The organism is Corynebacterium lipophilum (genome assembly GCF_024102595.1).
Lineage (GTDB): Bacteria > Actinomycetota > Actinomycetes > Mycobacteriales > Mycobacteriaceae > Corynebacterium > Corynebacterium pseudogenitalium.
The window spans coordinates 239,449-259,502 of record NZ_JAEUWV010000001.1 but is presented as its reverse complement, the minus strand read 5'-3'; the positions used below and the strand labels follow the sequence as shown (position 1 = coordinate 259,502).

Genomic DNA, 20,054 nt, shown 5'->3' with positions numbered 1-20,054 from the left:
TTGGATAGCTTTATTTCTTTACTCATCAACGGACCATCGATCCATATTCCAGCCAATTCCCGACAAGCCTGTGTACATAACAACGTTTTCAACTCGCTGATCAATCGCGAACGAGCGAGGCTGTGCTGAAAGTGGCAGAATCGGAATCTCCCGCCAAAGCCAATTCTCTTGACTCCGCAATGCGTCGAGTTCCTGCACCCGATTGTTCGCAGCTGGGTACTCAACTTGAGAATCGATTGGCATCAAAAGCGCATCGACGGTGCCCTCTTTCTCTACGATCTGGCCTTGTTCGTCCATGGCATAGCCCGGCAACTCGGCCAACGTCGCTAGATTCTCCGACTGGTCGAGAACTTCAATACCCGCCGGTTCGCACTGTGCTCGGATCGTCTGAATCATTGCGGAGATCCGTGCCGACCGCATCGGCGTCGAGATCCGTAGAACACTGCCACTTGCTGCACGTGCCTTTTCGACGTCATACTCAGTTGCCGTCTCACCGACACTTTCAATTTTCGACGCCAGCGGGTCACTATGCGCAACTACTTGTACTGGAGCAGCTGCAACCTCTAGGCCCGACATCTTCGAGGAAGTTTGTGCGACTTCAGACGGATTCACACAGTGAGCAAGCGCCCTGCGCCGTTCTGGTTCTGCCCAGGGACCTGACTTGGCCATGACCAACGCGTCAGTGAGTTCCCCAACAACGCTGGTCACATCAACTGGTTCTCTCTCTGCGTTTACGTCGTACCAGTCTGGTGATGGTTCTTCGAGGTTGCCAATTTTCAATCCGCCGGAGGCAACTAGTTCACCGGAATCTGCATTCCCCGGCCAGACCACGATCTTCTGCAGCGCTGGAGCATCACCGTAATAGGAATCATTAGCGACGAGGACTACTTCGCCTTCTTTGCCAACACTCTCAATCTTGTACGGTCCGAACGATACTTGAAGTTCAGGATCGTACTGCTTCAGATCAAAACCGTAACGCCAAATATCTGCGATGCTTCGAAGGCTCATTGGGTCACGTGCAGTAAGCGCATCGACGAGCTCTTCCGCCGACATTCCGACACGCGCTGCAACTGCGTGTGACGGCAAAACTGTTCCGGGTTCAAAAAGATCGCGCCAACGGGCGCCACGGTTCTCCTTCATTGTGAGAGTGAAAGTTTTTGATCCGGGTTGACATGCCAATGTATCAGCGTCGTCGAAAAGAGGCATCCAAGAATCAAAGAGCTCTGGTAGCTTCCCAGCTGTGAACGTCAACAGGTAGTCATTACACGTTACTGGGGTATTGTCGGAGAACACTGCCGCATCGGAGATGGTGTAAATCACCTGACGCCTGTCGCCGGGCAGCACTTGCGTCTCTACCAAGTCGGTATTGGGGATCATTTGTCCGTTGGGCCCCGGAACGTAAACTCCGGGGTACAAACGACCAGATAGTTCTTGCGCCAGCGTCGAGTGCCCCTCAGCGCTACCCGCGTTCACTGTGACCAGTGGTGCTTGTACCTGATAGCCAAACTCTTCGCTATTAGAGTTCGACGCTGCACCACCGTCGGAACACGCCGTTGCGAGCAACACTACAGAAAAAGCAGCAACGGCGCGTGAAAATACGCTACTCATACTTGGTTTACCTAGCGTGTCGACGGCCGCCAAGTGCTCATTGCCGGCGATTCGTCTCCATCGCTGCCTTCCACAGCACTACGAACCGGTGTATCAACGGTGCGCTTTGGCTTTACAGTGGCTTCATCGTCGTGGTCGACGATCTCACCGGCGCGGTATTTCTCTACTTCAACGTTGTGTTCCTTGTAAGCGCGCTTGCGCTCCATAAGCGTTACCAGCAGCGGAGTCGCGAGGAATAGCGAGGAGAAGATACCTTCGATGACGCCGATCAGCTGGATCAAGGCGAGATCCCGGAGTGTACCCACACCGAGCATCCAAACTGCCACAATCATCAGCGCGACGATCGGGAGTGCAGAAATGACGGAAGTAGAAATCGAGCGCATGACCGTTTGATTCACTGCCAGGTTCGCTTCTTCAGCATAGGTAGAACGACGCGAGTCCAATACACCACTAGTGTTCTCCTTCACCTTGTCGAAGACGATCACGGTGTCATAAATGGAGAAGGTCAAAACGGTAAGCAGACCGATAATCATGGCTGGGGTAATTTCCAGCCCGAAGAGGGCATAGAACCCTACGATCAGTATGCCGTCAATGATCAATGCACCCATCGCCGCGATGGCCATCTCTCGTTGCAGGCGGACAGCCACGTACACGGCTGCAGCGACGAGGAAGACCAGCATCGCCATCAACATCCGCTTCGTGATGGTGTCACCCCACGATTCGGAAACAGTCGAATCACCAATTGCGTCGGCAGACACTTCCCCTTCAGCATTCTTGGTGTGATGCTTCTCAAAGATCGCCTGCCGCGCTTGGTCGATTTGTTCCTGGCTCAGATGCTCAGCATTAATCTCAAGTGTCCGGGCATCACCGGCACCAATAATCTGAGTCAGTTCAGGAGTGACGCCAGTCGCGTCGATAAATGTCTCCTCGACTTCTTCGGCAACGAGATCGTCGGCCGGCATCGAGAGTTTGGTACCGCCTTCGAAGTCGATACCAAGGTTGAATCCACGGACCAGCATCGCAAGCAGCGAGATAACTACCAGTGCCATGGTGATCCCGTACCAGAGCTTACGGCGACCGACGAAATCGATCGCCGCATCGCCGGTGTACAGACGCTCCCAACGGCCGGGCTCCTCGACAGTTGGTACGACGGAAGCAACGGTTTCAATTTGCGATGACGACATTGCTACTTCACCTCAATACTTTCCGACGCGGCTTCTGCAGCCACGCCTTGATGAGCTTCCTCGGTCACGTCCTTGTCATGCTGCGCCGCAGCAAACACTTTGGTCATACCGTTGACAGCTGGCTTCGACCAGAATCGGGACCGGGAAGCGAACACCATGAGCGGAGCAGTGACCAAGAACGTCACTAGCAGGTCAAATACGGTCGTAAGGCCCATCGTGAATGCGAAGCCCTTCACATCGCCAACCGCAAGGAAGTAAATAATGACCGCGCCGATCAGGGTCACCATGTTACCGGTAATAATTGTATCTTTCGCTCGATCCCAGCCGGAGGCAGATGCAGAGCGGAAAGTCTTGCCCTTACGAACTTCGTCCTTGATGCGTTCGTAGATGACGACGAAGGAGTCCGCAGTAGTACCAATACCAATGATCAAACCGGCGACGCCGGAGAGGTCCAGCGAGTAGCCGATCCAGCGCCCCAGCAGAACTAGCGAGCCGTAAACGAGAAGACCCGCAAAGAAAAGCGTAGCCAGGGAAATAAGACCATAGAGCCGGTAGTAGAAGAACACGAAAATTGCGACCAAAATCAGACCGACAATGCCTGCATAGAAGCCAGCCTGCAAGGATGCCAGACCAAGTGACGGCGGCACTGTCATCGCTGTACCACCAGGTTCGCCATTCTCACCCGCGAAAGAAAGCGGCAGCGCACCGTAACGCAGGTTGTTTGCGAGACTCTCAGCTTCCTCCTGAGTGAAGTTGCCTGTAATAGAGGTTGCGGAACCGACTGGGGTTGCGCCCTGAATGACAGGTGCGGAGATAATTTGTGAGTCCAGTGTGATCGCGATCTGCTGCCCGATCATCTCACTCGTCAGCTGCGCCCAGGTAGACGAGCCATTAAACTCGCCTGCCTGGCTGAAAGCGAAGTTGATCTCCATCTGGCTCGACTGCGGGTTGAATCCACCAGTGATCGAGCGACCAGTGTCGATCTGTTCACCGGTGAGACGCGGGCCGTCCGTATCAGTAACACCTGCGAGCAATGGCACCTCGCCGAGGAGCAGTACCTGGCCAGATGAAGGGTCACAGGCTACAAGTGGTGCTGCTTCGTCATCGGTCCCGGCCAATGGATCAGTAGGTTGCACGGCACACAACGCGCTCAGCATCGACATAGCAACGAATTGCTGGGTAGGGTCTTCAGACTGACGAGTAGCCTTGAGCATCTCAGCTTGGTCAGCCCTGCGCTCCGAGGACTCCACAGGACCATTCGGCTCAGGCAACGGTTTCGCATCAATAGCAGGAATCTCAACGGTTTGCCCCTGTTCGGCAACCTGCTTCTTCACCTGATCGCCAATCACCTTGGCTTGATCCGCGGTCAAAACCCCATACCGGATCCAATCGTTCGCGGTTTTTGCGAAGACCTCACCAATCGAATCCGCGGAAGGTGCAGGCGGTTGCATAACCGGACGGAACAGCAGCTGCGAGGTCTGCCCAATATTACGTACTTCCGATGTGTCGTCGCCCGCGGCAGTGATCACTAGGGTATTGCCGTCAACGACGACAGTCGCGCCGGAAACACCCATGCCGTTCACACGCTTCTCAAGAATGTTTCGCGCTTCGTCGAGCTGATCGCGAGTTGGCTCGTCTCCCTGCGGAACGAGGGTCACGCGAGTACCGCCCTGCAGGTCGATACCAAGCTTCGGGGTTGCGGACTTATCGCCCGTGAAAAATACTAATGAGTACACGCCAATGACGATGAGCGCAAAAAGCGCCAGCGCGCGCGCAGGCCACTTCCGCTTTGATCTCAACTCGCCGGAACGCTGAGTGTTCTTGGACACCGAGCTAACTCCTCTATTTCTACGTTATTTCACTGCCACACCCCGCTTTGCCCGAAACTTTGGGTAAAGCGGGGTGTGGTGCACATCGATTTATCGTACGTCATCAACTGTCATATCGGTAAAGACAGCTAGACAGCATTTGCCGTAACGCTGAGATGGACTATTCCGGACGTTGTTCCGAATCGTCTACTGTAGGTTCCTGAACCGCGGACTCGACTGCCTCTCGCTTCATAATTCCGGCGGTCTCCATCTTGACGACAACACCAGGGGCAATTTCAATTCGAAGCGTAGCGTTATCTGCGTCAACAACGTCTCCATGAAGGCCAGAAACCGTCACAACATGGTCACCGGGCTGAATAGAGGACTGCATCTCCTGTACCTGTTGCTGACGCTTCTTCTGGCTTCGCATCATCAAGATTGACGGAAGCATGAACACCAATAGGACGAGCAAAATAAGGATGATTTCCATAGCTCTATATTGACATACTCCCAATTATGTTGAAACGAGTGCCTGTCCTGGAGCATCCGGTGGCGGATCAATTCCAAGGTGCTGCCAGGCAGCCGCCGTAGCAACGCGGCCACGACCAGTTCGTGCCATCAATCCTGCTCGCACCAGGTAAGGCTCGCATACTTCTTCGACTGTAGACGGTTCCTCCCCTACAGCAATTGCCAGTGTATTGACGCCAACAGGTCCCCCACCGTGGCCACGAATGAGCGAATTCAGGACCGCTCTGTCGAGCCGATCAAGCCCGAGGTCGTCAACGTCAAACACCTCCAGCGCAGCACGCGCCGCCTGAATATCGATTCGTCCGCTGCCATGCACATCTGCCCAATCACGAACACGTCGCAGCAATCTATTCGCAATACGCGGAGTTCCCCGTGAACGTGAAGCGATTTCGACTGCTGCGTCCTTGTCGATCTCAACTTGCAAGATCTTCGCAGCACGTTCGACCACGTGCCTCAAGTCAGTAACCTCGTAAAACTCCATCTGTGCCGTAAAACCGAAACGATCCCGCAACGGACCAGTGAGCATACCAGCGCGAGTCGTTGCACCGACCAGGGTGAACGGCGGAATCTCAAGTGGAATTGACGTCGCCCCGGGCCCCTTTCCAACAATGACGTCAATACGGAAGTCCTCCATTGCCATATACAGCATTTCCTCCGCAGGCCGTGCAATACGGTGAATCTCATCGATAAAGAGGACATCGCCTTCCATAAGATTCGAAAGCATCGCAGCGAGGTCACCAGCACGTTCAAGCGCAGGGCCAGAGGTCATCCGCAAGGAAGTTCCGAGTTCCTGCGCGATGATCATCGCCATCGTTGTCTTTCCTAGCCCTGGCGGACCGGAAAGCAAGATGTGGTCCGGTGTGACGCTGCGTTGACTAGCACCCGCGAGTACAAGACTGAGCTGCTCACGCACTTTCGGCTGTCCAATGAACTCATCAAGCGACTTCGGACGAAGAGACCTCTCAATATCGTGTTCATCACTATGCGCATTGACGCTGACGGGAGCCCCATCGGGACGTGAAAGATCATCCGGCAACTGGAATACGGTTTTTTCAACGTCTGACATGAACCCCACCTACTTTTTCGATAGCGTCTTCAGCGCTTCGCGCAACAGATTCGATGGATCAGTATCCGGTTGTTCCGCAACGAGAGGTTCGACGACAGTCCGTGCACTACGCTCGGTAAATCCAAGCCCAACCAGTGCTTCTACAATCTGCTCACTGATGCCTGAGTCTGAAGCAGCCGGAGCCGTTGCTCCGTGGCTCGCTTCGCTGCCCGTTTCAAACAAGCCGACAACCTTATCTTTCAGCTCCAACACGATTCGTTCTGCCATCTTCTTACCGACGCCAGGAATTGTTTGAATCTTCTTCGCATCACCGCTGGAAATCAATTCGGCCAGTTCCCCAGGCCCAAAGACTGCCAGTGCTGCCATCGCCAGCTTTGGCCCTAGCCCACTCACGGTTTGAAGCTTGTGAAACATAGACCGCGAGTCCTCATCCGCGAACCCATACAAGGTCATACCGTCATCGCGGACCACCAGACTGGTGACTACATCCGCATGCTCACCACGAGTTAGGCGACTGAGCGTTGGTGGCGTCGCTAAAAAGCGATACCCAACGCCCCCGCAGCCAATAACAGCATGATCGAGGCCAATCGAAAGGACGTCACCGTGGAGGGAATCAATCATGAACTAGTTCTTTCTCAGTTTTTCAATAGCGGAAGCTCGGGCAAGCAACGGGGCTCGCCAGCAATGGCAAACAGCGATGGCCAACGCGTCTGCAGCATCTGCTGGCTTTGGTGGCTCGCTCAGACCAAGAATACGTGTAATCATCGTAGTCATCTGTTTCTTATCAGCACGCCCATTACCAGAAACCGACTTTTTTACCTCTGAGGGCGTATACATGTGCACTGGTATATCGCGCTCTGCAGCGGCGAGGACCATTACCCCGACGGCGTGGGCAGTATGCATCACGGTGGAAACGTTACTGCGTTCGAAAATTCGCTCCATCGCAACCACGTCGGGCTTATACTCATCCATCCAGTCGCTTACCGACTTCGAGATCCGCAATAAACGCTCCGATAGTTCCACATCGGAAGGAGTGCGCGCTACACCGACGGCAATCGGTATGACCTGACGCCCTCTCCCCGCTTGAACTACCGAAAGGCCGCATCGGGTCAAACCAGGATCTATGCCCATTACCCTCAGACCTTGGAGGTTCACCGCGCTTCCTTCCGCCGAATATTGTACTGGCACATATGTTCTACCATAGTCTGAAAAAGAACCACCACTCGCCGCAACGAATGGTGGTTGAAAAACAGACTACGCCTTACAAGTCGAGCTCGGCTGCGATCTCGTCAGGAATAGACATGTTCGAGTACACATTCTGTACATCATCAGAGTCTTCGAGGGCATCAATCAGCTTCAGATTCTTTTCAGCAGCAGATGCATCCAGTTCAACTTCCACGTCAGCACGGAAGTCCTGCTCAGAGCCCTCAACCTCGATACCGGCCTCCACTAACGCCTCGCGGACTGCGGCAAGGTCGGTCGGCTGACAGGTAACTTCAAACTCTTCGCCAAGATCGTTAACTTCTTCTGCACCAGCGTCAAGTACCGCCATCAACACATCGTCCTCGGTGAGCTCCCCTTTCGCCACCGTGACGACACCGACGCGATTGAACATGTAGCCCACAGAGCCGGTTTCACCAAGATTACCGCCGTTCCTGGTCATTGCCGTACGAACCTCAGTCGCTGCTCGATTACGGTTATCCGTCAGGCACTCGATCAACAGAGCGACACCGTTCGGGCCGTACCCCTCGTACATCACCGACTCCCAGTCAGAGCCGCCGGCTTCCTCGCCCGATCCACGCTTACGCGCACGTTCGATGTTGTCGTTCGGGACCGACGCCTTCTTCGCCTTCTTGATCATGTCATCAAGCGTCGGGTTGCCTGCTGGATCGCCGCCACCAGTGCGAGCTGCAACCTCGATATCTTTGATCAGTTTCGCCCAGAGCTTGGAACGCTTTGCGTCGTTCGCGGCCTTCTTATGTTTAGTAGTAGCCCACTTTGAGTGGCCAGACATCCGGTATCCCTTCGCTTAAAACGGTTGACTATTGGTAATTGAACGTCAACCTACTATACGCCCGAACAGGTTGAGCTGCAGAACCGCGAGCAAGGTTCAGCCGCTAAAGGGAAAGCGAAGCGAAGGCTGGCAGGGCTGCGGTCCCACCCAATCGAAGAAGCCTTACGGCGGGCCGTAGCCGTAGCGAACGAACATCGCTGACAGCGTCGTTATAAAACCGCAGTGCAATTGCCACACGTGTATCTGCAGCGTCAATATCAGCGGGAAGCATCGACCCTTGTCTCTCGATGTGTTTCCGCATTTCTTGTTCGGACTGAAGTCGTTCCTCTACGTCAACTGGAGTCAAACGCAATGATTCGATGATCCGGCACTCCTCGCGCATTTCCGGATACAGTGCGGCAATGACAGCACAGCGTTGGTCGAGCGCAGCTTGAAGTGCGTCGCGTGAACGGTCGAGACGGATATGGAGGCGGTGTAGCCGTTGCGCAGTGAAATATGCCCAGGCAAACAGCAGCGTGATTACCGCTGCGAACACCACTAGGGCGATAGTTGTCATGCGAGTGTCACCTTCTCACCAACACTTACTGCTTCGTATACAGCCATAATCTGAGCAGTCACTGTCGACCAGTCATACTGCGCGGCTCGCAGTTGCCCTCTTCTGCCCATCTCCAGGCGCAAAGCAGCGTCGTCAATCAAAGCCTGTAACGCCTTTGTCAACTCGGCAACATCACCTACAGGAAAAAGAATCCCGGCAGGGTCAGGTGATTCTGCATCACATACCAGCGAAAAGGCCTCTAGATCACTGGCCACAACAGCGCAGCCCGCAGCCATCGCTTCCACGAGAATGATGCCAAACGATTCGCCCCCAGTGTTCGGAGCGACAAATATATCCGACGCCCCCAGCAATCTCGCCTTTTCCTCCTCGCTTACGCGACCGACGAAGTTCACTCCTGGAATCTGCCGAGGCTCCCCGCTTCCGATCACCGTGAGTTCGACTCGTCCTTCAAGGTGATCGAACGCTTCGAGAAGCAGCGTTAGCCCCTTTCTTGGCTCGTCGATACGCCCCAAGAATGCGATTCGAACAGGCCTGACGGAGCTCAACGGCGCTAGCTTCCGGGCGGCTACGAACTTCCGAGTGTCCACTCCGTTCGGGATAACGATTGGATCGGCCCCGATCTGTTCAACCTGCCACCTCCGAGCAAGCTCGCTTACTGCGATACCCCCGCGGATCTTTTCTAAATATTTCCGCAAGAACGGCAGTGCAAGCTGCAAAATGCGAGACCCAGTTGTAGACGTGTGGTATGTAGCGACGATCGGCCCCGAAGCCAACATAAGCGCTGCGAGCGAATAGCTAGGAGAATTGGGCTCATGGATGTGCAATACATCAAAGTCGCCATCACACAGGAATTCGCGAGTAGTCGTAAAAACTTTAGGGCCGAACGCCAGGCGCGCGACAGAGCCGTTATACGGAATAGGTAACGAACGCCCGCCTTTCTTTACAAACTCGGGAAGAGGCGTGTCATCACGCGCAGGCCCGAGCACTTTCACTTCATGCCCTTGACGCAAAAGTGATTCAGCTAAGTCAAGGATGTGCGCTTGAACCCCGCCTGGTTCGTCGAAAGAATACGGGCACACGATACCAATTTTCATCCCTTCGCTACCTTTTTCTTCCGGTCTGCGATCCAAAACGGCTGAAGCACATGCCAGTCTTGTGGGTGCTTTTTGATTCCGCGCTCAAACCAGCCCGCAAGCTTTTCCACTTTACCTTCTACGGAATCTGCAACAATCGGCGGCGATACGCTAGTCACCCACCCATCCATGCTGCCTGAACGCTCAAAGGCATTGTGCACTGCGAGCAGTGTCGCACCGGTTTTCTCCGCTAATACTGCCGGACCGGCGGGCATTGTCGTCTGCTCTCCAAAAAATGCTACCGGCACCCCGTGCCCACCGAGATCACGATCTGCCAACAAGCAGACAATCCCCTGTTTGTACAGAGCTTCCTCGAGGAGCTGCATTGGAGGTCTCGACGCACCACGCGAAGGAATCACCTGGATTCCTAACCCACGTCGAAATTCCAAAAACGCATCGTAGAGCTCTTCGGGCTCTACCCGCTCCGCGACCGTCGAAAAGCTCCCGTATCGGTGAGCAAGCCATGCGCCCGCAAGATCCCAGTTCCCCGAGTGTGGTAATGCGAGTACTACACCCTTGCCTTGTTGAATCGCATACTCCAGATGCTCAATTCCTTGTATCGATGCAGAGAATTGCTTGTGAAACCGTTCGTTCGAGATTACTTTCTGCAGGCAAAAGACCTCGAGCCAATACCGCATGTATGACCGCATCGAGTTCTTCACAAGCGAACGCGTGACGTTCTCAGGTCCAACCACACGCGAGAGATTCTTACGAAGTTGCTCCGGTAACCTCCCATTGCGAGAGTAAATGTCGGCGACGAACATCATCAGACGGTAGGCGATACTGTAGGGCAGCATTGATAGCAGCTTCCACCCCATCCAGTAGCTGCGATATACGCACTCATCTTTGAACGTGTGCATGCGTGCTTCGGTCCTAGCGCGACCCAAACGTTTTAGCTCCTGCTGGCGCGGCAATCTGCCGCTTGGATGCAGGATCCTTCGCTGCAATAACGAGTCGCTGCGCAACCGTATATATCGAGCCGAAAAACAGCAGCCAAAGCCCGCATTCAATGGCGTACGGCACGCCGAAGCCTTCCAACCCCAGCGCGACAAGCGCGATGAGAAGACGCTCAGGTCGCTCAACCAGCCCTCCAACAATCTTGATCCCCCCGGCCTCCGCGCGCGCCTTTACGTAACTAATCACCTGGGAGAGTACTAGTACCGCAAGGCAAACTGCGACATGCGCCGGAGAAGCTTGATCTACGTACACCAGCCAGAACACGATGGCACCGAAGAGCGCTCCGTCAGTAATCCTGTCACAACTTGCGTCAAGCGTAGCTCCGAAAGCAGTCCCTCCCCCGCGGAGACGGGCCATCGTGCCATCCACCATGTCAAAAGCCGCGAAAAGGCCACTCAGAATAGCTGCCAAAACAAGATGGTCAGTTGGAATGAGCACGACGGCTACCAACACAGTGAGCGCTGTTCCACCAAGCGTTGTCCAATTCGGTGTTAGACCAGCTTTAAGCAATGCAGTGGCGACCGGTTCTACGACAACAGCAGCAGGCTTTCGTCCATGAACACTGAGCATCTGCCTACTCCCCTCCAGTCTGTTGAGCCGCCACTTCTTTCCAGCTCTCTGCTAATAGTTGGCGCGTTTCACGCAGCAACTGCGGAAGCACCTTGGTGCCAGTGATGACTGTCATAAAATTTGAGTCCCCTGCCCACCTCGGGACCACATGCACGTGTAGGTGATCTCCGATAGAGCCTCCGGAGGCCCTGCCTAAATTCATGCCAACGTTTATCGCTTCGGGGTCTGATACCGCCTTGAGCGTTTTCACTGCGAGCGTTACGAACCTCATAAGCTCGGCTAATTCCCCCGCAGTCAGGGCTTCAATCTCCGCCACCTTACGGTAAGGCACGACCAAAATATGCCCAGCGTTATACGGATAAAGGTTCAGCACCGCGTAGACGGTCTCCCCTCGAGCCACGATGAGCCCCTCTTCATCGCTCATCGAAGGAATATTCACGAAAGGCTCACTTGACCCCTTCTCATCGCGTGGCGTTGACGCGATGTACTTCGAACGGTACGGCGCCCAAAGACGCTGAAGTCTGTCTGGAGTACCAACTCCAATGTCCTCATACATTTCTGAGCGCCTCTCTACTTCTACTGGTCAGCCTGGCGCTGTTCAACCAGCTCTTTCGTTGGTTGTTCGTTGAACTTTTCGTCCACCCAGTTGGTGATAAGCTCGACAGCCTCGTCGACGCCGACTCCATTAATTTGGGTGCCGTCGAGGAAGCGGAAGCTTACAGCGTTTGCCTCCACATCACGCGCGCCAGCGAGCAGCATGAACGGAACCTTGTGAGTGGTGTGCGTCCGAATCTTCTTCTGCATCCTGTCATCGGAATGGTCGACCTCAGCTCGGATGCCGCGTGCCCGCAGCTGCTGGATGATGCCGTCAAGGTGTCCAGCGAAATCGTCAGCAACGGGGATACCTACAACCTGGTGCGGTGCCAGCCAAGCCGGGAATGCACCGGCGTAGTGCTCAAGCAGCACGCCGAAGAATCGCTCAATTGATCCAAAGAGTGCACGGTGAATCATGACTGGTCGCTTCTTGCTTCCGTCTGAGGATGTGTACTCAAGATCGAAACGCTCAGGCAGGTTGAAGTCGAGCTGAACCGTGGACATCTGCCAGGTACGACCGATGGCGTCGCGAGCCTGTACGGAAATCTTTGGACCGTAGAACGCTGCACCTGCTGGGTCCGGAACAAGCTCGAGCCCAGACTTGGTAGCAACTGATTCTAGGATGCTCGTTGAACGCTCCCAGATATCATCATCACCGATGTACTTCTCGGGATCCTTGGTGGACAACTCCAGGTAGAAATCATCAAGCCCATAGTCTCTGAGCAGAGAAATAATGAACTCCAACACACTCGTCAGCTCATCTTCAAGCTGTTCCTCAGTGCAGTAGATATGGGCATCGTCCTGAGTAAAACCGCGTGCACGAGTCAGGCCATGCACCACGCCGGACTTTTCGTAGCGGTACACGGTACCAAACTCGAATAGTCGCAGTGGCAATTCACGGTACGAGCGTCCACGTGAATCGAAGATGAGGTTGTGCATAGGGCAGTTCATAGGCTTGACGTAGTAATCGACTGCCTGTTTGGTCACATTGCCTTCGTCGTCGGTCTCGCCGTCGAGCTGCATCGGTGGGTACATGCCGTCGGCGTACCAGTCCAGGTGGCCAGATCTTTCGAAGAGCTCACCCTTCGTCAAGTGTGGGGTGTTGACGAATGAATAGCCTGCCTCGAGGTGACGCTGGCGGGAGTGTTCCTCCATCACCATCCGGATAATTCCTCCATCCGGGTGGAATACTGGCAAACCAGACCCAACTTCCTCCGGGAAGGAGAAAAGATCGAGCTCATTGCCAAGACGACGGTGGTCACGCTTCTCTGCTTCTGCAAGCATCAACATGTGCTCATCGAGCTTTTCTTTCGACTCCCAGGCGGTGCCGTAAATACGCTGCAACCCGGCGTTATTCTGGTTGCCACGCCAGTACGCAGCTGACGAACGTGTCAGTGCGAACGCCGGAATGTACTTAGTAGTTGGCACGTGAGGCCCGCGGCACAGATCGCGCCACTCGACTTCATTCGTCCGTGGATTCACATTGTCGTAGTGGGTGAGCTCTCCGTGGCCGACTTCAGTTGCTTCGTCCGAGTCAGGGTCCACGTTTCCTTTGTCCTGCACGAGCTCAAGCTTGTACGGCTCATCAGCTAGGTCCTCTGCTGCAGCCTCAGCCGACGGGTAGACTCCACGAACAAACTTCTGGCCTTGCTTGATGATCTTCTTCATGCGGCGCTCGAGCAGCTTCAAGTCTTCTGGTGTGAACGGTTCAGCCGCGTCGAAGTCGTAGTAGAAGCCACCCTCAATGGCTGGCCCAATTCCTAACTTCGTCCCCGGAAACTCAATCTGCACTGCTTGCGCCAACACGTGAGCACACGAGTGGCGAATCACGGACCGACCCAGCTCAGTGTTCGCGGTGACTGGAGTTACTGTGGTGTCTACATCCGGCGTAAATGACAGGTCCTTCAACGACCCGTCTTCAGACTGCACGCAGACAACCGCCTCCGGGCCCTTATTCGGCAGCGACAATTCGCGCATCGCAACCCCGGCAGGAGTGTTCGCCGGGACCGTGAAGGCCTGGGCTGCATGGTGGGTTTGGTCGTTATTCGTCATGTTCGTGCGCTCCTTTGCGCTTCAATGAGGTACGTCATACCTGGACGCACCCAGCTGGATTCGTACAAGCTCGCCGGAACCTTTAAATATTGAGGTCGGCAAACATGGCAAAAATCATACCGCGTTCACTACGCGAGTAGTGACTCGGCCCAGAAACTCGGAGCACCATCTTGCGCCTGCGTGCCCGGTGGTATCCAGTACACCGCCGAACCAATGTGCGTGATCCATTCATTCAGTCGGTCAGCCTCATCGAGCCTTTTGAGGACCGGAGTGAATTGCGTATCTGGGTTTTCCTGAAATGCAATGAACACTAAGCCAGCGTTGGACAGCTGTTCTTGCCCAGGCTCAGGCGGCAAATTGTAGTTATAAGGGCGCCGTTTAAATTTCTGCTCCGGGTGCCCTTCAGGCGCCATTGACCTGGCAACGTGCGAGTTTCTATCGACCTTTGGCAGGCCATATTCGTCCCGCGCTTCCAGATCTACCGGAGTGAACTCTTCGCCGCCCGAAAGGGGTGCTCCGTTGTCTAGCCTGCGCCCGACGGCCTCTTCACGGGATGTCCGGTCGAGCATTTCCCAGGTGTCAAGGTTCATCGCTATTCGACGAACCACCATCGACGTTCCACCTTCAAACTCTGCAGCGCCTTTTGCCCACACCTGGGCGTCGTATTCCTCATCAATGTGAGGGTTTACCGTGCCATCAATCTGCCCAAAGAGATTCCGTGGCGTGGTTCCTTCGCGGTGTACAGCAGGGTTATTCATGAACCCTTGCTGCACCCACGCGGTAGCTACATAATCGACGCCAGCTCGCACCATATGACGCATCGCCCATGCGCACATCAGTGGGTCATCTGAGCAAATCTGCAACACCACGTCAGTCTGGCCCCACTTCCGTGAAAGCTCGTCTCGCGAGAGCGCCGGAATGTCGTGGAGCCACGACGGTTTGCTCTCAGGCGCGGCGATATCAAAAAACTTCTCTCCCAACCCCACGGTAATGGTGAGGTTTGCGGGGTGTTCCGTCATCTCTGGTTCCAGGCTGGCCAACGGGTTTTCGCCGGCTGTCAACGCACGGGCATCCTCAGTCCACAGTCGCATCAATCGAGCAATCGCAGGCTTATCGACGCCATCTTTAAAATTGAAACCAATCAGATTTAGTGAGGACTGTTGAGGCGTCGAAATGCCTGCCTGGTGTATGCCGTCAAACGGAACCGTTGCTGTGGCAAGGTCTATCGCAGGCTCTTGCTGAGCATTCACCACAGCATCGCGGCTTTCCGCGCAAGCTGTGGCTGCCCCGGCGGCAGCAACACTCAGAGTCCCGGCGAGAAAATGACGACGGTTGACAGGCATTCGACTTTCCTTCAATTAGTGGTTGTGGCCTTCCCCCATGGACCCATGTTGGTGCCCCTGGAGCTCCCCGTGCTCACCATAGTCTTCGTCACCCGGAAGCATAGAGCGAACGGCTACGTCTGGAATCTGCTCCTCGGTTCCGTCGGCGAACTCAAGCGTTACATCGACCACGTCGCCTGCCGGAATTGCAGGGTCGAAGCCCATGATCATGAAGTGGTCACCGCCAGGCTTGAGCTCATATGTCCCACCGGCGGGGATCTCGATGCCGCCTTCTTTCTCGCGCATGACTCCATCTACCACCTCGTGGATCTCGTAGGTGGCGTCGCCGAGTGACGTAGTGAAGCCAACGATGTGAATGTCCTTGTCAGAGGTGTTGTGCAGCGTACCGAAGAACCCGGTCATGGACTTTCCGTCTTCCGCGCCTGCTTCTGCTTTCGCACGAATAGCCGCGGACTCAACGCGGATATCGCCTTCGCCCTGAAGCTTGTCATTGTCTGGAGCAGCAGTCGTAGTGGACTCCACGGTTGTTGTCTCTGCAGCGGTTGGCGCAGATGTCGACGGGTTTTCCTGCGATGGCGAGCAAGCCGTCAGGGCAAGAGCGGCGACACCAAGTGCCGAAATAGCTGCAGTGCAAATGTTTTTCATATTTCTCCTTAGTCGTTGCTAAAAACTTGTGTATGTACTGGCTCAATCTTTGCTCAAGGAGCCGCGACGCAGTAAAAGTGCCGTTACAGCACCGAAAAGAAGCAGGATTAGTCCGCCGACAAAAAGCCAGCTAAAGGAACTGGATGAAGAACCGCTCACTTCTCCGGTTGGCACGGAATCTTCCATAGTTTCATCGACAACTTGTGAACCTTCCGGCGCATATGTAAACGTTGTCATCCCTTTAGTGGCGTGCCCATCTGAAGAGACAATCTGAAATCCGATCCGGTACTCTCCTGGCACTTTGTCACCAGATTCGCGAACTTTCTCTGGAAGTTCAAGGGACACAAATCGTCCGTCGAGCACTGGCTCTCCAGTAAAGAGGATCTCGTTGTCCGATACCCGCGACAGCGCGAACGTGTTGAAGCCTTCCTGGGGTTGACCCGAGAACTCCAACGACAGCTCTTTCGGAAACTCGGCTACCACGGACCCGTTTGATGGATCTCCCCCAATAACGGCATCATGTGCCTCCGCTGATCCGGCCAACGCAGAAGCTACACATACGGCACTCAATATAGCCCATGCCGTTCGCTGTACCCTTTGTCCCGCTTTGGACATTCGGATCCCTCCTACAAAATGAACTGACTTTAAACCAGTACAACATTAGTCGTAACGAATGGCGGATTAGTTCCCCAGCATGCCCAGTGCCGGACCATAGAAAGCGAAAATGCCCGCAAGGCGGGCATTCAGTGGTCCTAGCTGGGATCGAACCAGCGACCTTTCCGGTGTGAACGGAACGCTCTTCCACTGAGCCATAGGACCGAACGCGAACTACTTTACACCCCCTCCACTCCTTCAACGAATCCGCAGTACAGCAACACTTTCACCGAGTAACAGCAATTTCCCTGCCAACCCAGCGCCTCACCATCGTACGCACCTGCCAAGACCGGCCCTGTGCTGGCGATTTGGAAAACTTAGAGCCAACAGATAATGTTTGTTCACGCACAACGGAGGTTCCGCTTCCGGAGAGCATGCGGATGTAGCGCAGTTGGTAGCGCATCACCTTGCCAAGGTGAGGGTCGCGAGTTCGAGTCTCGTCATCCGCTCCAAGTGTCTTTAGACACTCTGCGCGATTAGCTCAGCGGTAGAGCACTACCTCGACACGGTAGGGGTCACTGGTTCGATCCCAGTATCGCGCACAGAGCCGCACAGCTCTTTTCAAAATGTGCATGCGGATGTAGCGCAGTTGGTAGCGCATCACCTTGCCAAGGTGAGGGTCGCGAGTTCGAGTCTCGTCATCCGCTCCAAGTACTTTCAGTACTTCGGAGGTACTCACGGTGGATTGGTCGAGTGGTTAGGCAACGGTCTGCAAAACCGTGTACACGGGTTCGATTCCCGTATCCACCTCCAACCTCGCGCGATTAGCTCAGCGGTAGAGCACTACCTCGACACGGTAGGGGTCACTGGTTCGATCCCAGTATCGCGCACAGAGCCGCACAGCTCTTTTCAAAATGTGCATGCGGATGTAGCGCAGTTGGTAGCGCATCACCTTGCCAAGGTGAGGGTCGCGAGTTCGAGTCTCGTCATCCGCTCCACATAGGCTCACGCCCCCGGGATTCCCGAGGGCGTGTGTTTGTCTCATATCGGTTGGACGCTGCGGTTTCAGCGTGCCCTGACCCACATATATCTAGGGACGTGGGCCCTCCTACTCACCGCGCGCCTGGGTTTTCAGCTGTTCGAGGAACATGCGAGCCACCGTAAACTCCAACGGTTCCCTCATCGGGTCGGAGTACGTCTTCTCCCCCGCCCGGCGCGTCAGCTGTTCCCGTACGAGCGTGACGATGGCGTCTACGCCTCCTGATGAGACTTGCATCGGGTTTTTCGTGGTCTGCACGAGTTCCGGACTGATTCCCATGTCTGCAGCGATGCGACGGAAGAGCGCCTTGTCTTGTGCGATGTCGGCCCCACGGATGACTCGTGGGTGGATGCGCAGTGCGAGATCGACTGCCTCGTGTGTCTGCCAAACCTGAATGTGGCGCTCGGGGTCTGCGATGAGGCGCTCGTAGAAGTCCGGGATGAAACGTTGCCTGGTGAAGTTTGCCTTGATCCCTCGGCGTACCTGGTCATCCCACAGTTGGAGGTAATTGTCGGCTGCGGTATCGATGGTTTTTCCGCCGAGAAACAGTGCGTCCGCACCTGCCCCTGTGATGAGTGCGCCGTCGGCATGATACTCCTGCCTGCACGTGTCGATGGCTACCAAAATGGCCCCAGAGAGCACTTCCCAAGGTTCCACGGTGTCGAGGCGCTCGATGGCTTCCTTGAGCAGCGTCTCCAGCGCTTCCCCGCGTGGGGCGACGACGTGATGCTCGAAGCCGAGTGCGCGGGCCACCTCACTCGCCACCTTGGTCTCCTCCGCTGCCTGTTGCGAGGAGTCTTGACTGAACGTCACCGCGAGGACGTCGGTACGCAGTTGGGCGAGCACCGCGGCGATGAGGATCGAGTCGACGCCGCCGGAGAGCATGAGAGTGGGGCGCCCCGGCCAGCGCCCGAGCACCGCTGTGAGGCGTGCACGCAGGTAGTCGACGACAGCGTGTTTAGCTGGCGCATATTCGGTGATCTCGTATGTACCTGGCTCGATGCTGCGCTCGTCGGCGACGTATTCGCAGCCTTTATCCGTCACAGCCAATTTTCGTCCTTTCCTCAAGCGCTGCAATTCGCTGCTGCAGCTCTCGTATTTGTTTCCGTCGCGTTTTCATCACCACCGGTTCGGCGTGCGTATGGCGGTAGACCGCCACGTGCACCATCCAGGAGAATGCGCCCAGGATGACCCCGGTGGTAAGGATCAGGCCGAAGCGTTCAAAAGTGCCAATCTGTTCTAGCCCTGCGAGCGAGATGTTGAAAGACAGCACCCCAATGACAGCGAGGAAGACAGACAGAATCTCTATGCTCCGTAAGAGACTATTGCGTGACTCTGCTTCAATCCTCTCCGACATCCGCTCTACTTCGGCGCCGACGTGCGCAAGCTCTGCATCTACACGTCCTTGAATGGAGTTTTGTACCTGCCGTTCGGTGGCAATCATCATCCGGTAGGAGACGAACTCCCCGTGCAGCGCTGTGGCATCCGCGGGTAGGTTCTTAATGGCCATCTGCACAGAGTGCAGTGCCTCGGCGTAAAAGTCGTCCCGGGAACGAACCCTGTGTCCCGAGAACACGTCGGAGCGTGGTGCTGCTTCGATGGCTGCCATGCGGCGGTATCCCTCGGCACGCCGGTAGTGCGCGATGTAGTCGTTTGGCGAGTGATAGCGCAAGATTGCCTCAGAGAAGGCGAGTATTTGCTCCCCATACTCGGTGTCTGGATAGAGCCACAGCCCGTGGAGCATGAGATGTTTGAGCTTCAGTGGCACTTGTTCCAGCTGAGAAACGGCATGCTCGTTCCCGTCGCTGAGTGGGGCTCCCACGGCGTCGAAGACGTGCTGCGGGTCAATCCTACGACCCGAGAGCAGCCTGGCGAAGGTGAGAAAAACCTGGTTGAGGTTGACGGTCACCGACAGGTTGTGGAAGCGCAGGGGCGCATCGTTCGCCATATCGAGTACGCGCCGGATGCCATCGTGGTCGAAGTTGAAGCGATGGAGTTGCAGCTCGATAAGGATGAGCGCGAACTCTGCAGTGCGAGACTGCCTTGCCCATTCCGGCAACAGCCGAAGCCATTCCTCGTTGTGCTCACCGAGGCAGCGCTCACGTGCCTTCCATGTTGCGTCGGTCACGGCGTTGAACATCGCTTCAAACGCATCGATTTCACGGTAGACGGTCTCACCAAACACCGCGTCTGCAAGTACGCAGACCTGCTGTTTCCAGTCGGCATCTGCCACGTCTGAGTCAAAGAGCGCTGCGAAGAGCCGGTCAGGGTGTTCGCCACCTATCCATACCCGCTGCGCCTCTTCCACGAGCGGAAAACGATCGAGCACGTGCTGTCTCCTTTTAAAATCCTGGCAGTCAGAT

General features: G+C 55.4%; 19 protein-coding genes and 7 tRNA genes. 6 read left to right on the top strand and 20 right to left on the bottom strand.

The annotated features are described in order from the left end of the window. Nucleotides 1–18: 18 nt before the first annotated feature. The 18 genes from JMN37_RS01250 to JMN37_RS01165 form a co-directional block, all read right to left on the bottom strand. Nucleotides 19–1,608, bottom strand: coding sequence for an ABC transporter substrate-binding protein (locus JMN37_RS01250; RefSeq protein ID WP_071572671.1), 1,590 nt, complete (start codon nt 1,606–1,608; stop codon nt 19–21). An 11-nt stretch (nt 1,609–1,619) separates the two neighbouring features. Then, the gene (gene secF, locus JMN37_RS01245) at nt 1,620–2,792 is read right to left on the bottom strand and encodes a protein translocase subunit SecF (RefSeq protein WP_252930853.1); all 1,173 of its coding nucleotides are present in this window, start codon (nt 2,790–2,792) and stop codon (nt 1,620–1,622) included. A gap of 2 nt (nt 2,793–2,794) precedes the next feature. Further along, nucleotides 2,795–4,621, bottom strand: coding sequence for a protein translocase subunit SecD (secD, locus tag JMN37_RS01240; protein ID WP_252930852.1), 1,827 nt, complete (start codon nt 4,619–4,621; stop codon nt 2,795–2,797). Between the two features lie 160 nt (nt 4,622–4,781). Beyond that, complete coding sequence (yajC, locus tag JMN37_RS01235) at nt 4,782–5,090, bottom strand: preprotein translocase subunit YajC (RefSeq protein WP_070362376.1); 309 nt, start codon at nt 5,088–5,090, stop codon at nt 4,782–4,784. Nucleotides 5,091–5,114: 24 nt separating this feature from the next. Next, nucleotides 5,115–6,194, bottom strand: coding sequence for a Holliday junction branch migration DNA helicase RuvB (gene ruvB / locus JMN37_RS01230; protein WP_070977183.1), 1,080 nt, complete (start codon nt 6,192–6,194; stop codon nt 5,115–5,117). Nucleotides 6,195–6,203: 9 nt separating this feature from the next. Next, on the bottom strand, nt 6,204–6,815 hold the full coding sequence (ruvA, locus tag JMN37_RS01225) for a Holliday junction branch migration protein RuvA (protein ID WP_070477015.1): 612 nt from the start codon (nt 6,813–6,815) through the stop codon (nt 6,204–6,206). Between the two features lie 3 nt (nt 6,816–6,818). After that, a complete protein-coding gene (gene ruvC / locus JMN37_RS01220; protein WP_070362374.1) occupies nt 6,819–7,349 on the bottom strand; it encodes a crossover junction endodeoxyribonuclease RuvC in 531 nt (176 codons plus the stop codon). Between the two features lie 106 nt (nt 7,350–7,455). After that, nucleotides 7,456–8,208, bottom strand: coding sequence for a YebC/PmpR family DNA-binding transcriptional regulator (locus tag JMN37_RS01215; RefSeq protein ID WP_070362373.1), 753 nt, complete (start codon nt 8,206–8,208; stop codon nt 7,456–7,458). Between the two features lie 103 nt (nt 8,209–8,311). Continuing rightward, nucleotides 8,312–8,764 (bottom strand): hypothetical protein, encoded by a 453-nt coding sequence (locus tag JMN37_RS01210; RefSeq protein WP_070477014.1) that lies wholly within the window; start codon nt 8,762–8,764, stop codon nt 8,312–8,314. After that, nucleotides 8,761–9,858 (bottom strand): glycosyltransferase family 4 protein, encoded by a 1,098-nt coding sequence (locus JMN37_RS01205; protein WP_252930898.1) that lies wholly within the window; start codon nt 9,856–9,858, stop codon nt 8,761–8,763. Before JMN37_RS01205 ends, JMN37_RS01210 begins: the two co-directional genes overlap by 4 nt. Next, on the bottom strand, nt 9,855–10,757 hold the full coding sequence (locus JMN37_RS01200) for a phosphatidylinositol mannoside acyltransferase (protein WP_070477186.1): 903 nt from the start codon (nt 10,755–10,757) through the stop codon (nt 9,855–9,857). The genes JMN37_RS01205 and JMN37_RS01200 overlap by 4 nt, the downstream gene beginning before the upstream one ends. A 13-nt stretch (nt 10,758–10,770) precedes the next feature. Next, nucleotides 10,771–11,424, bottom strand: a complete 654-nt coding sequence (gene pgsA, locus JMN37_RS01195; protein WP_070362369.1) for a phosphatidylinositol phosphate synthase — start codon at nt 11,422–11,424, stop codon at nt 10,771–10,773. A gap of 4 nt (nt 11,425–11,428) precedes the next feature. Beyond that, entirely contained in the window at nt 11,429–11,980 is a 552-nt protein-coding gene (locus JMN37_RS01190; protein WP_252930851.1) for an ATP adenylyltransferase, read from the bottom strand. Nucleotides 11,981–12,000: 20 nt separating this feature from the next. Continuing rightward, a complete protein-coding gene (thrS, locus tag JMN37_RS01185) occupies nt 12,001–14,070 on the bottom strand; it encodes a threonine--tRNA ligase (RefSeq protein WP_252930850.1) in 2,070 nt (689 codons plus the stop codon). A 128-nt stretch (nt 14,071–14,198) separates the two neighbouring features. Next, complete coding sequence (locus JMN37_RS01180) at nt 14,199–15,413, bottom strand: Dyp-type peroxidase (protein ID WP_252930849.1); 1,215 nt, start codon at nt 15,411–15,413, stop codon at nt 14,199–14,201. A 15-nt stretch (nt 15,414–15,428) separates the two neighbouring features. Further along, nucleotides 15,429–16,058 carry a copper chaperone PCu(A)C gene (locus JMN37_RS01175; RefSeq protein ID WP_252930848.1) on the bottom strand — a complete coding sequence of 210 codons (630 nt, stop codon included), beginning with the start codon at nt 16,056–16,058 and terminating at the stop codon, nt 15,429–15,431. A 42-nt stretch (nt 16,059–16,100) separates the two neighbouring features. Then, on the bottom strand, nt 16,101–16,673 hold the full coding sequence (locus JMN37_RS01170; protein WP_070362364.1) for a copper resistance CopC family protein: 573 nt from the start codon (nt 16,671–16,673) through the stop codon (nt 16,101–16,103). A 132-nt stretch (nt 16,674–16,805) separates the two neighbouring features. Then, nucleotides 16,806–16,877 (bottom strand) — tRNA-Val (locus JMN37_RS01165). Between the two features lie 211 nt (nt 16,878–17,088). On the opposite strand from JMN37_RS01165, the gene JMN37_RS01160 reads away from it, so the two are divergent. The 6 genes from JMN37_RS01160 to JMN37_RS01135 all read left to right on the top strand — a co-directional run bounded on the left by JMN37_RS01160 (nt 17,089) and on the right by JMN37_RS01135 (nt 17,650). Then, nucleotides 17,089–17,164 (top strand) — tRNA-Gly (locus tag JMN37_RS01160). An 18-nt stretch (nt 17,165–17,182) separates the two neighbouring features. Next, nucleotides 17,183–17,254: transfer RNA gene (locus tag JMN37_RS01155), tRNA-Val, on the top strand. Between the two features lie 32 nt (nt 17,255–17,286). Continuing rightward, nucleotides 17,287–17,362, top strand: a tRNA-Gly gene (locus JMN37_RS01150). A 29-nt stretch (nt 17,363–17,391) separates the two neighbouring features. Next, nucleotides 17,392–17,465, top strand: a tRNA-Cys gene (locus JMN37_RS01145). A gap of 5 nt (nt 17,466–17,470) precedes the next feature. After that, nucleotides 17,471–17,542: transfer RNA gene (locus tag JMN37_RS01140), tRNA-Val, on the top strand. 32 nt (nt 17,543–17,574) lie between these two features. Beyond that, nucleotides 17,575–17,650: transfer RNA gene (locus JMN37_RS01135), tRNA-Gly, on the top strand. Nucleotides 17,651–17,760: 110 nt separating this feature from the next. Here the strand turns inward: JMN37_RS01135 and JMN37_RS01130 are convergent. Both JMN37_RS01130 and JMN37_RS01125 read right to left on the bottom strand, forming a co-directional pair. After that, complete coding sequence (locus JMN37_RS01130) at nt 17,761–18,735, bottom strand: asparagine synthase-related protein (protein ID WP_252930846.1); 975 nt, start codon at nt 18,733–18,735, stop codon at nt 17,761–17,763. Then, complete coding sequence (locus JMN37_RS01125; protein ID WP_252930845.1) at nt 18,725–20,020, bottom strand: hypothetical protein; 1,296 nt, start codon at nt 20,018–20,020, stop codon at nt 18,725–18,727. The genes JMN37_RS01130 and JMN37_RS01125 overlap by 11 nt, the downstream gene beginning before the upstream one ends. Between the last annotated feature and the right edge of the window lie 34 nt (nt 20,021–20,054).

Excerpts from the sequence above, each read along its gene's own strand:
- JMN37_RS01250 (WP_071572671.1), bottom strand. The coding sequence starts at position 1,608 with ATGAGTAGCGTATTTTCACGCGCCGTTGCTGCTTTTTCTGTAGTGTTG.
- JMN37_RS01215 (WP_070362373.1), bottom strand. The coding sequence starts at position 8,208 with ATGTCTGGCCACTCAAAGTGGGCTACTACTAAACATAAGAAGGCCGCG.
- JMN37_RS01190 (WP_252930851.1), bottom strand. The coding sequence starts at position 11,980 with ATGTATGAGGACATTGGAGTTGGTACTCCAGACAGACTTCAGCGTCTT.
- JMN37_RS01200 (WP_070477186.1), bottom strand. The coding sequence starts at position 10,757 with ATGCACACGTTCAAAGATGAGTGCGTATATCGCAGCTACTGGATGGGG.
- JMN37_RS01180 (WP_252930849.1), bottom strand. The coding sequence starts at position 15,413 with ATGCCTGTCAACCGTCGTCATTTTCTCGCCGGGACTCTGAGTGTTGCT.
- JMN37_RS01170 (WP_070362364.1), bottom strand. The coding sequence starts at position 16,673 with ATGTCCAAAGCGGGACAAAGGGTACAGCGAACGGCATGGGCTATATTG.
- JMN37_RS01205 (WP_252930898.1), bottom strand. The coding sequence starts at position 9,858 with ATGAAAATTGGTATCGTGTGCCCGTATTCTTTCGACGAACCAGGCGGG.
- JMN37_RS01210 (WP_070477014.1), bottom strand. The coding sequence starts at position 8,764 with ATGACAACTATCGCCCTAGTGGTGTTCGCAGCGGTAATCACGCTGCTG.
- secF (WP_252930853.1), bottom strand. The coding sequence starts at position 2,792 with ATGTCGTCATCGCAAATTGAAACCGTTGCTTCCGTCGTACCAACTGTC.
- ruvA (WP_070477015.1), bottom strand. The coding sequence starts at position 6,815 with ATGATTGATTCCCTCCACGGTGACGTCCTTTCGATTGGCCTCGATCAT.
- thrS (WP_252930850.1), bottom strand. The coding sequence starts at position 14,070 with ATGACGAATAACGACCAAACCCACCATGCAGCCCAGGCCTTCACGGTC.
- ruvB (WP_070977183.1), bottom strand. The coding sequence starts at position 6,194 with ATGTCAGACGTTGAAAAAACCGTATTCCAGTTGCCGGATGATCTTTCA.
- yajC (WP_070362376.1), bottom strand. The coding sequence starts at position 5,090 with ATGGAAATCATCCTTATTTTGCTCGTCCTATTGGTGTTCATGCTTCCG.
- JMN37_RS01175 (WP_252930848.1), bottom strand. The coding sequence starts at position 16,058 with ATGAAAAACATTTGCACTGCAGCTATTTCGGCACTTGGTGTCGCCGCT.
- pgsA (WP_070362369.1), bottom strand. The coding sequence starts at position 11,424 with ATGCTCAGTGTTCATGGACGAAAGCCTGCTGCTGTTGTCGTAGAACCG.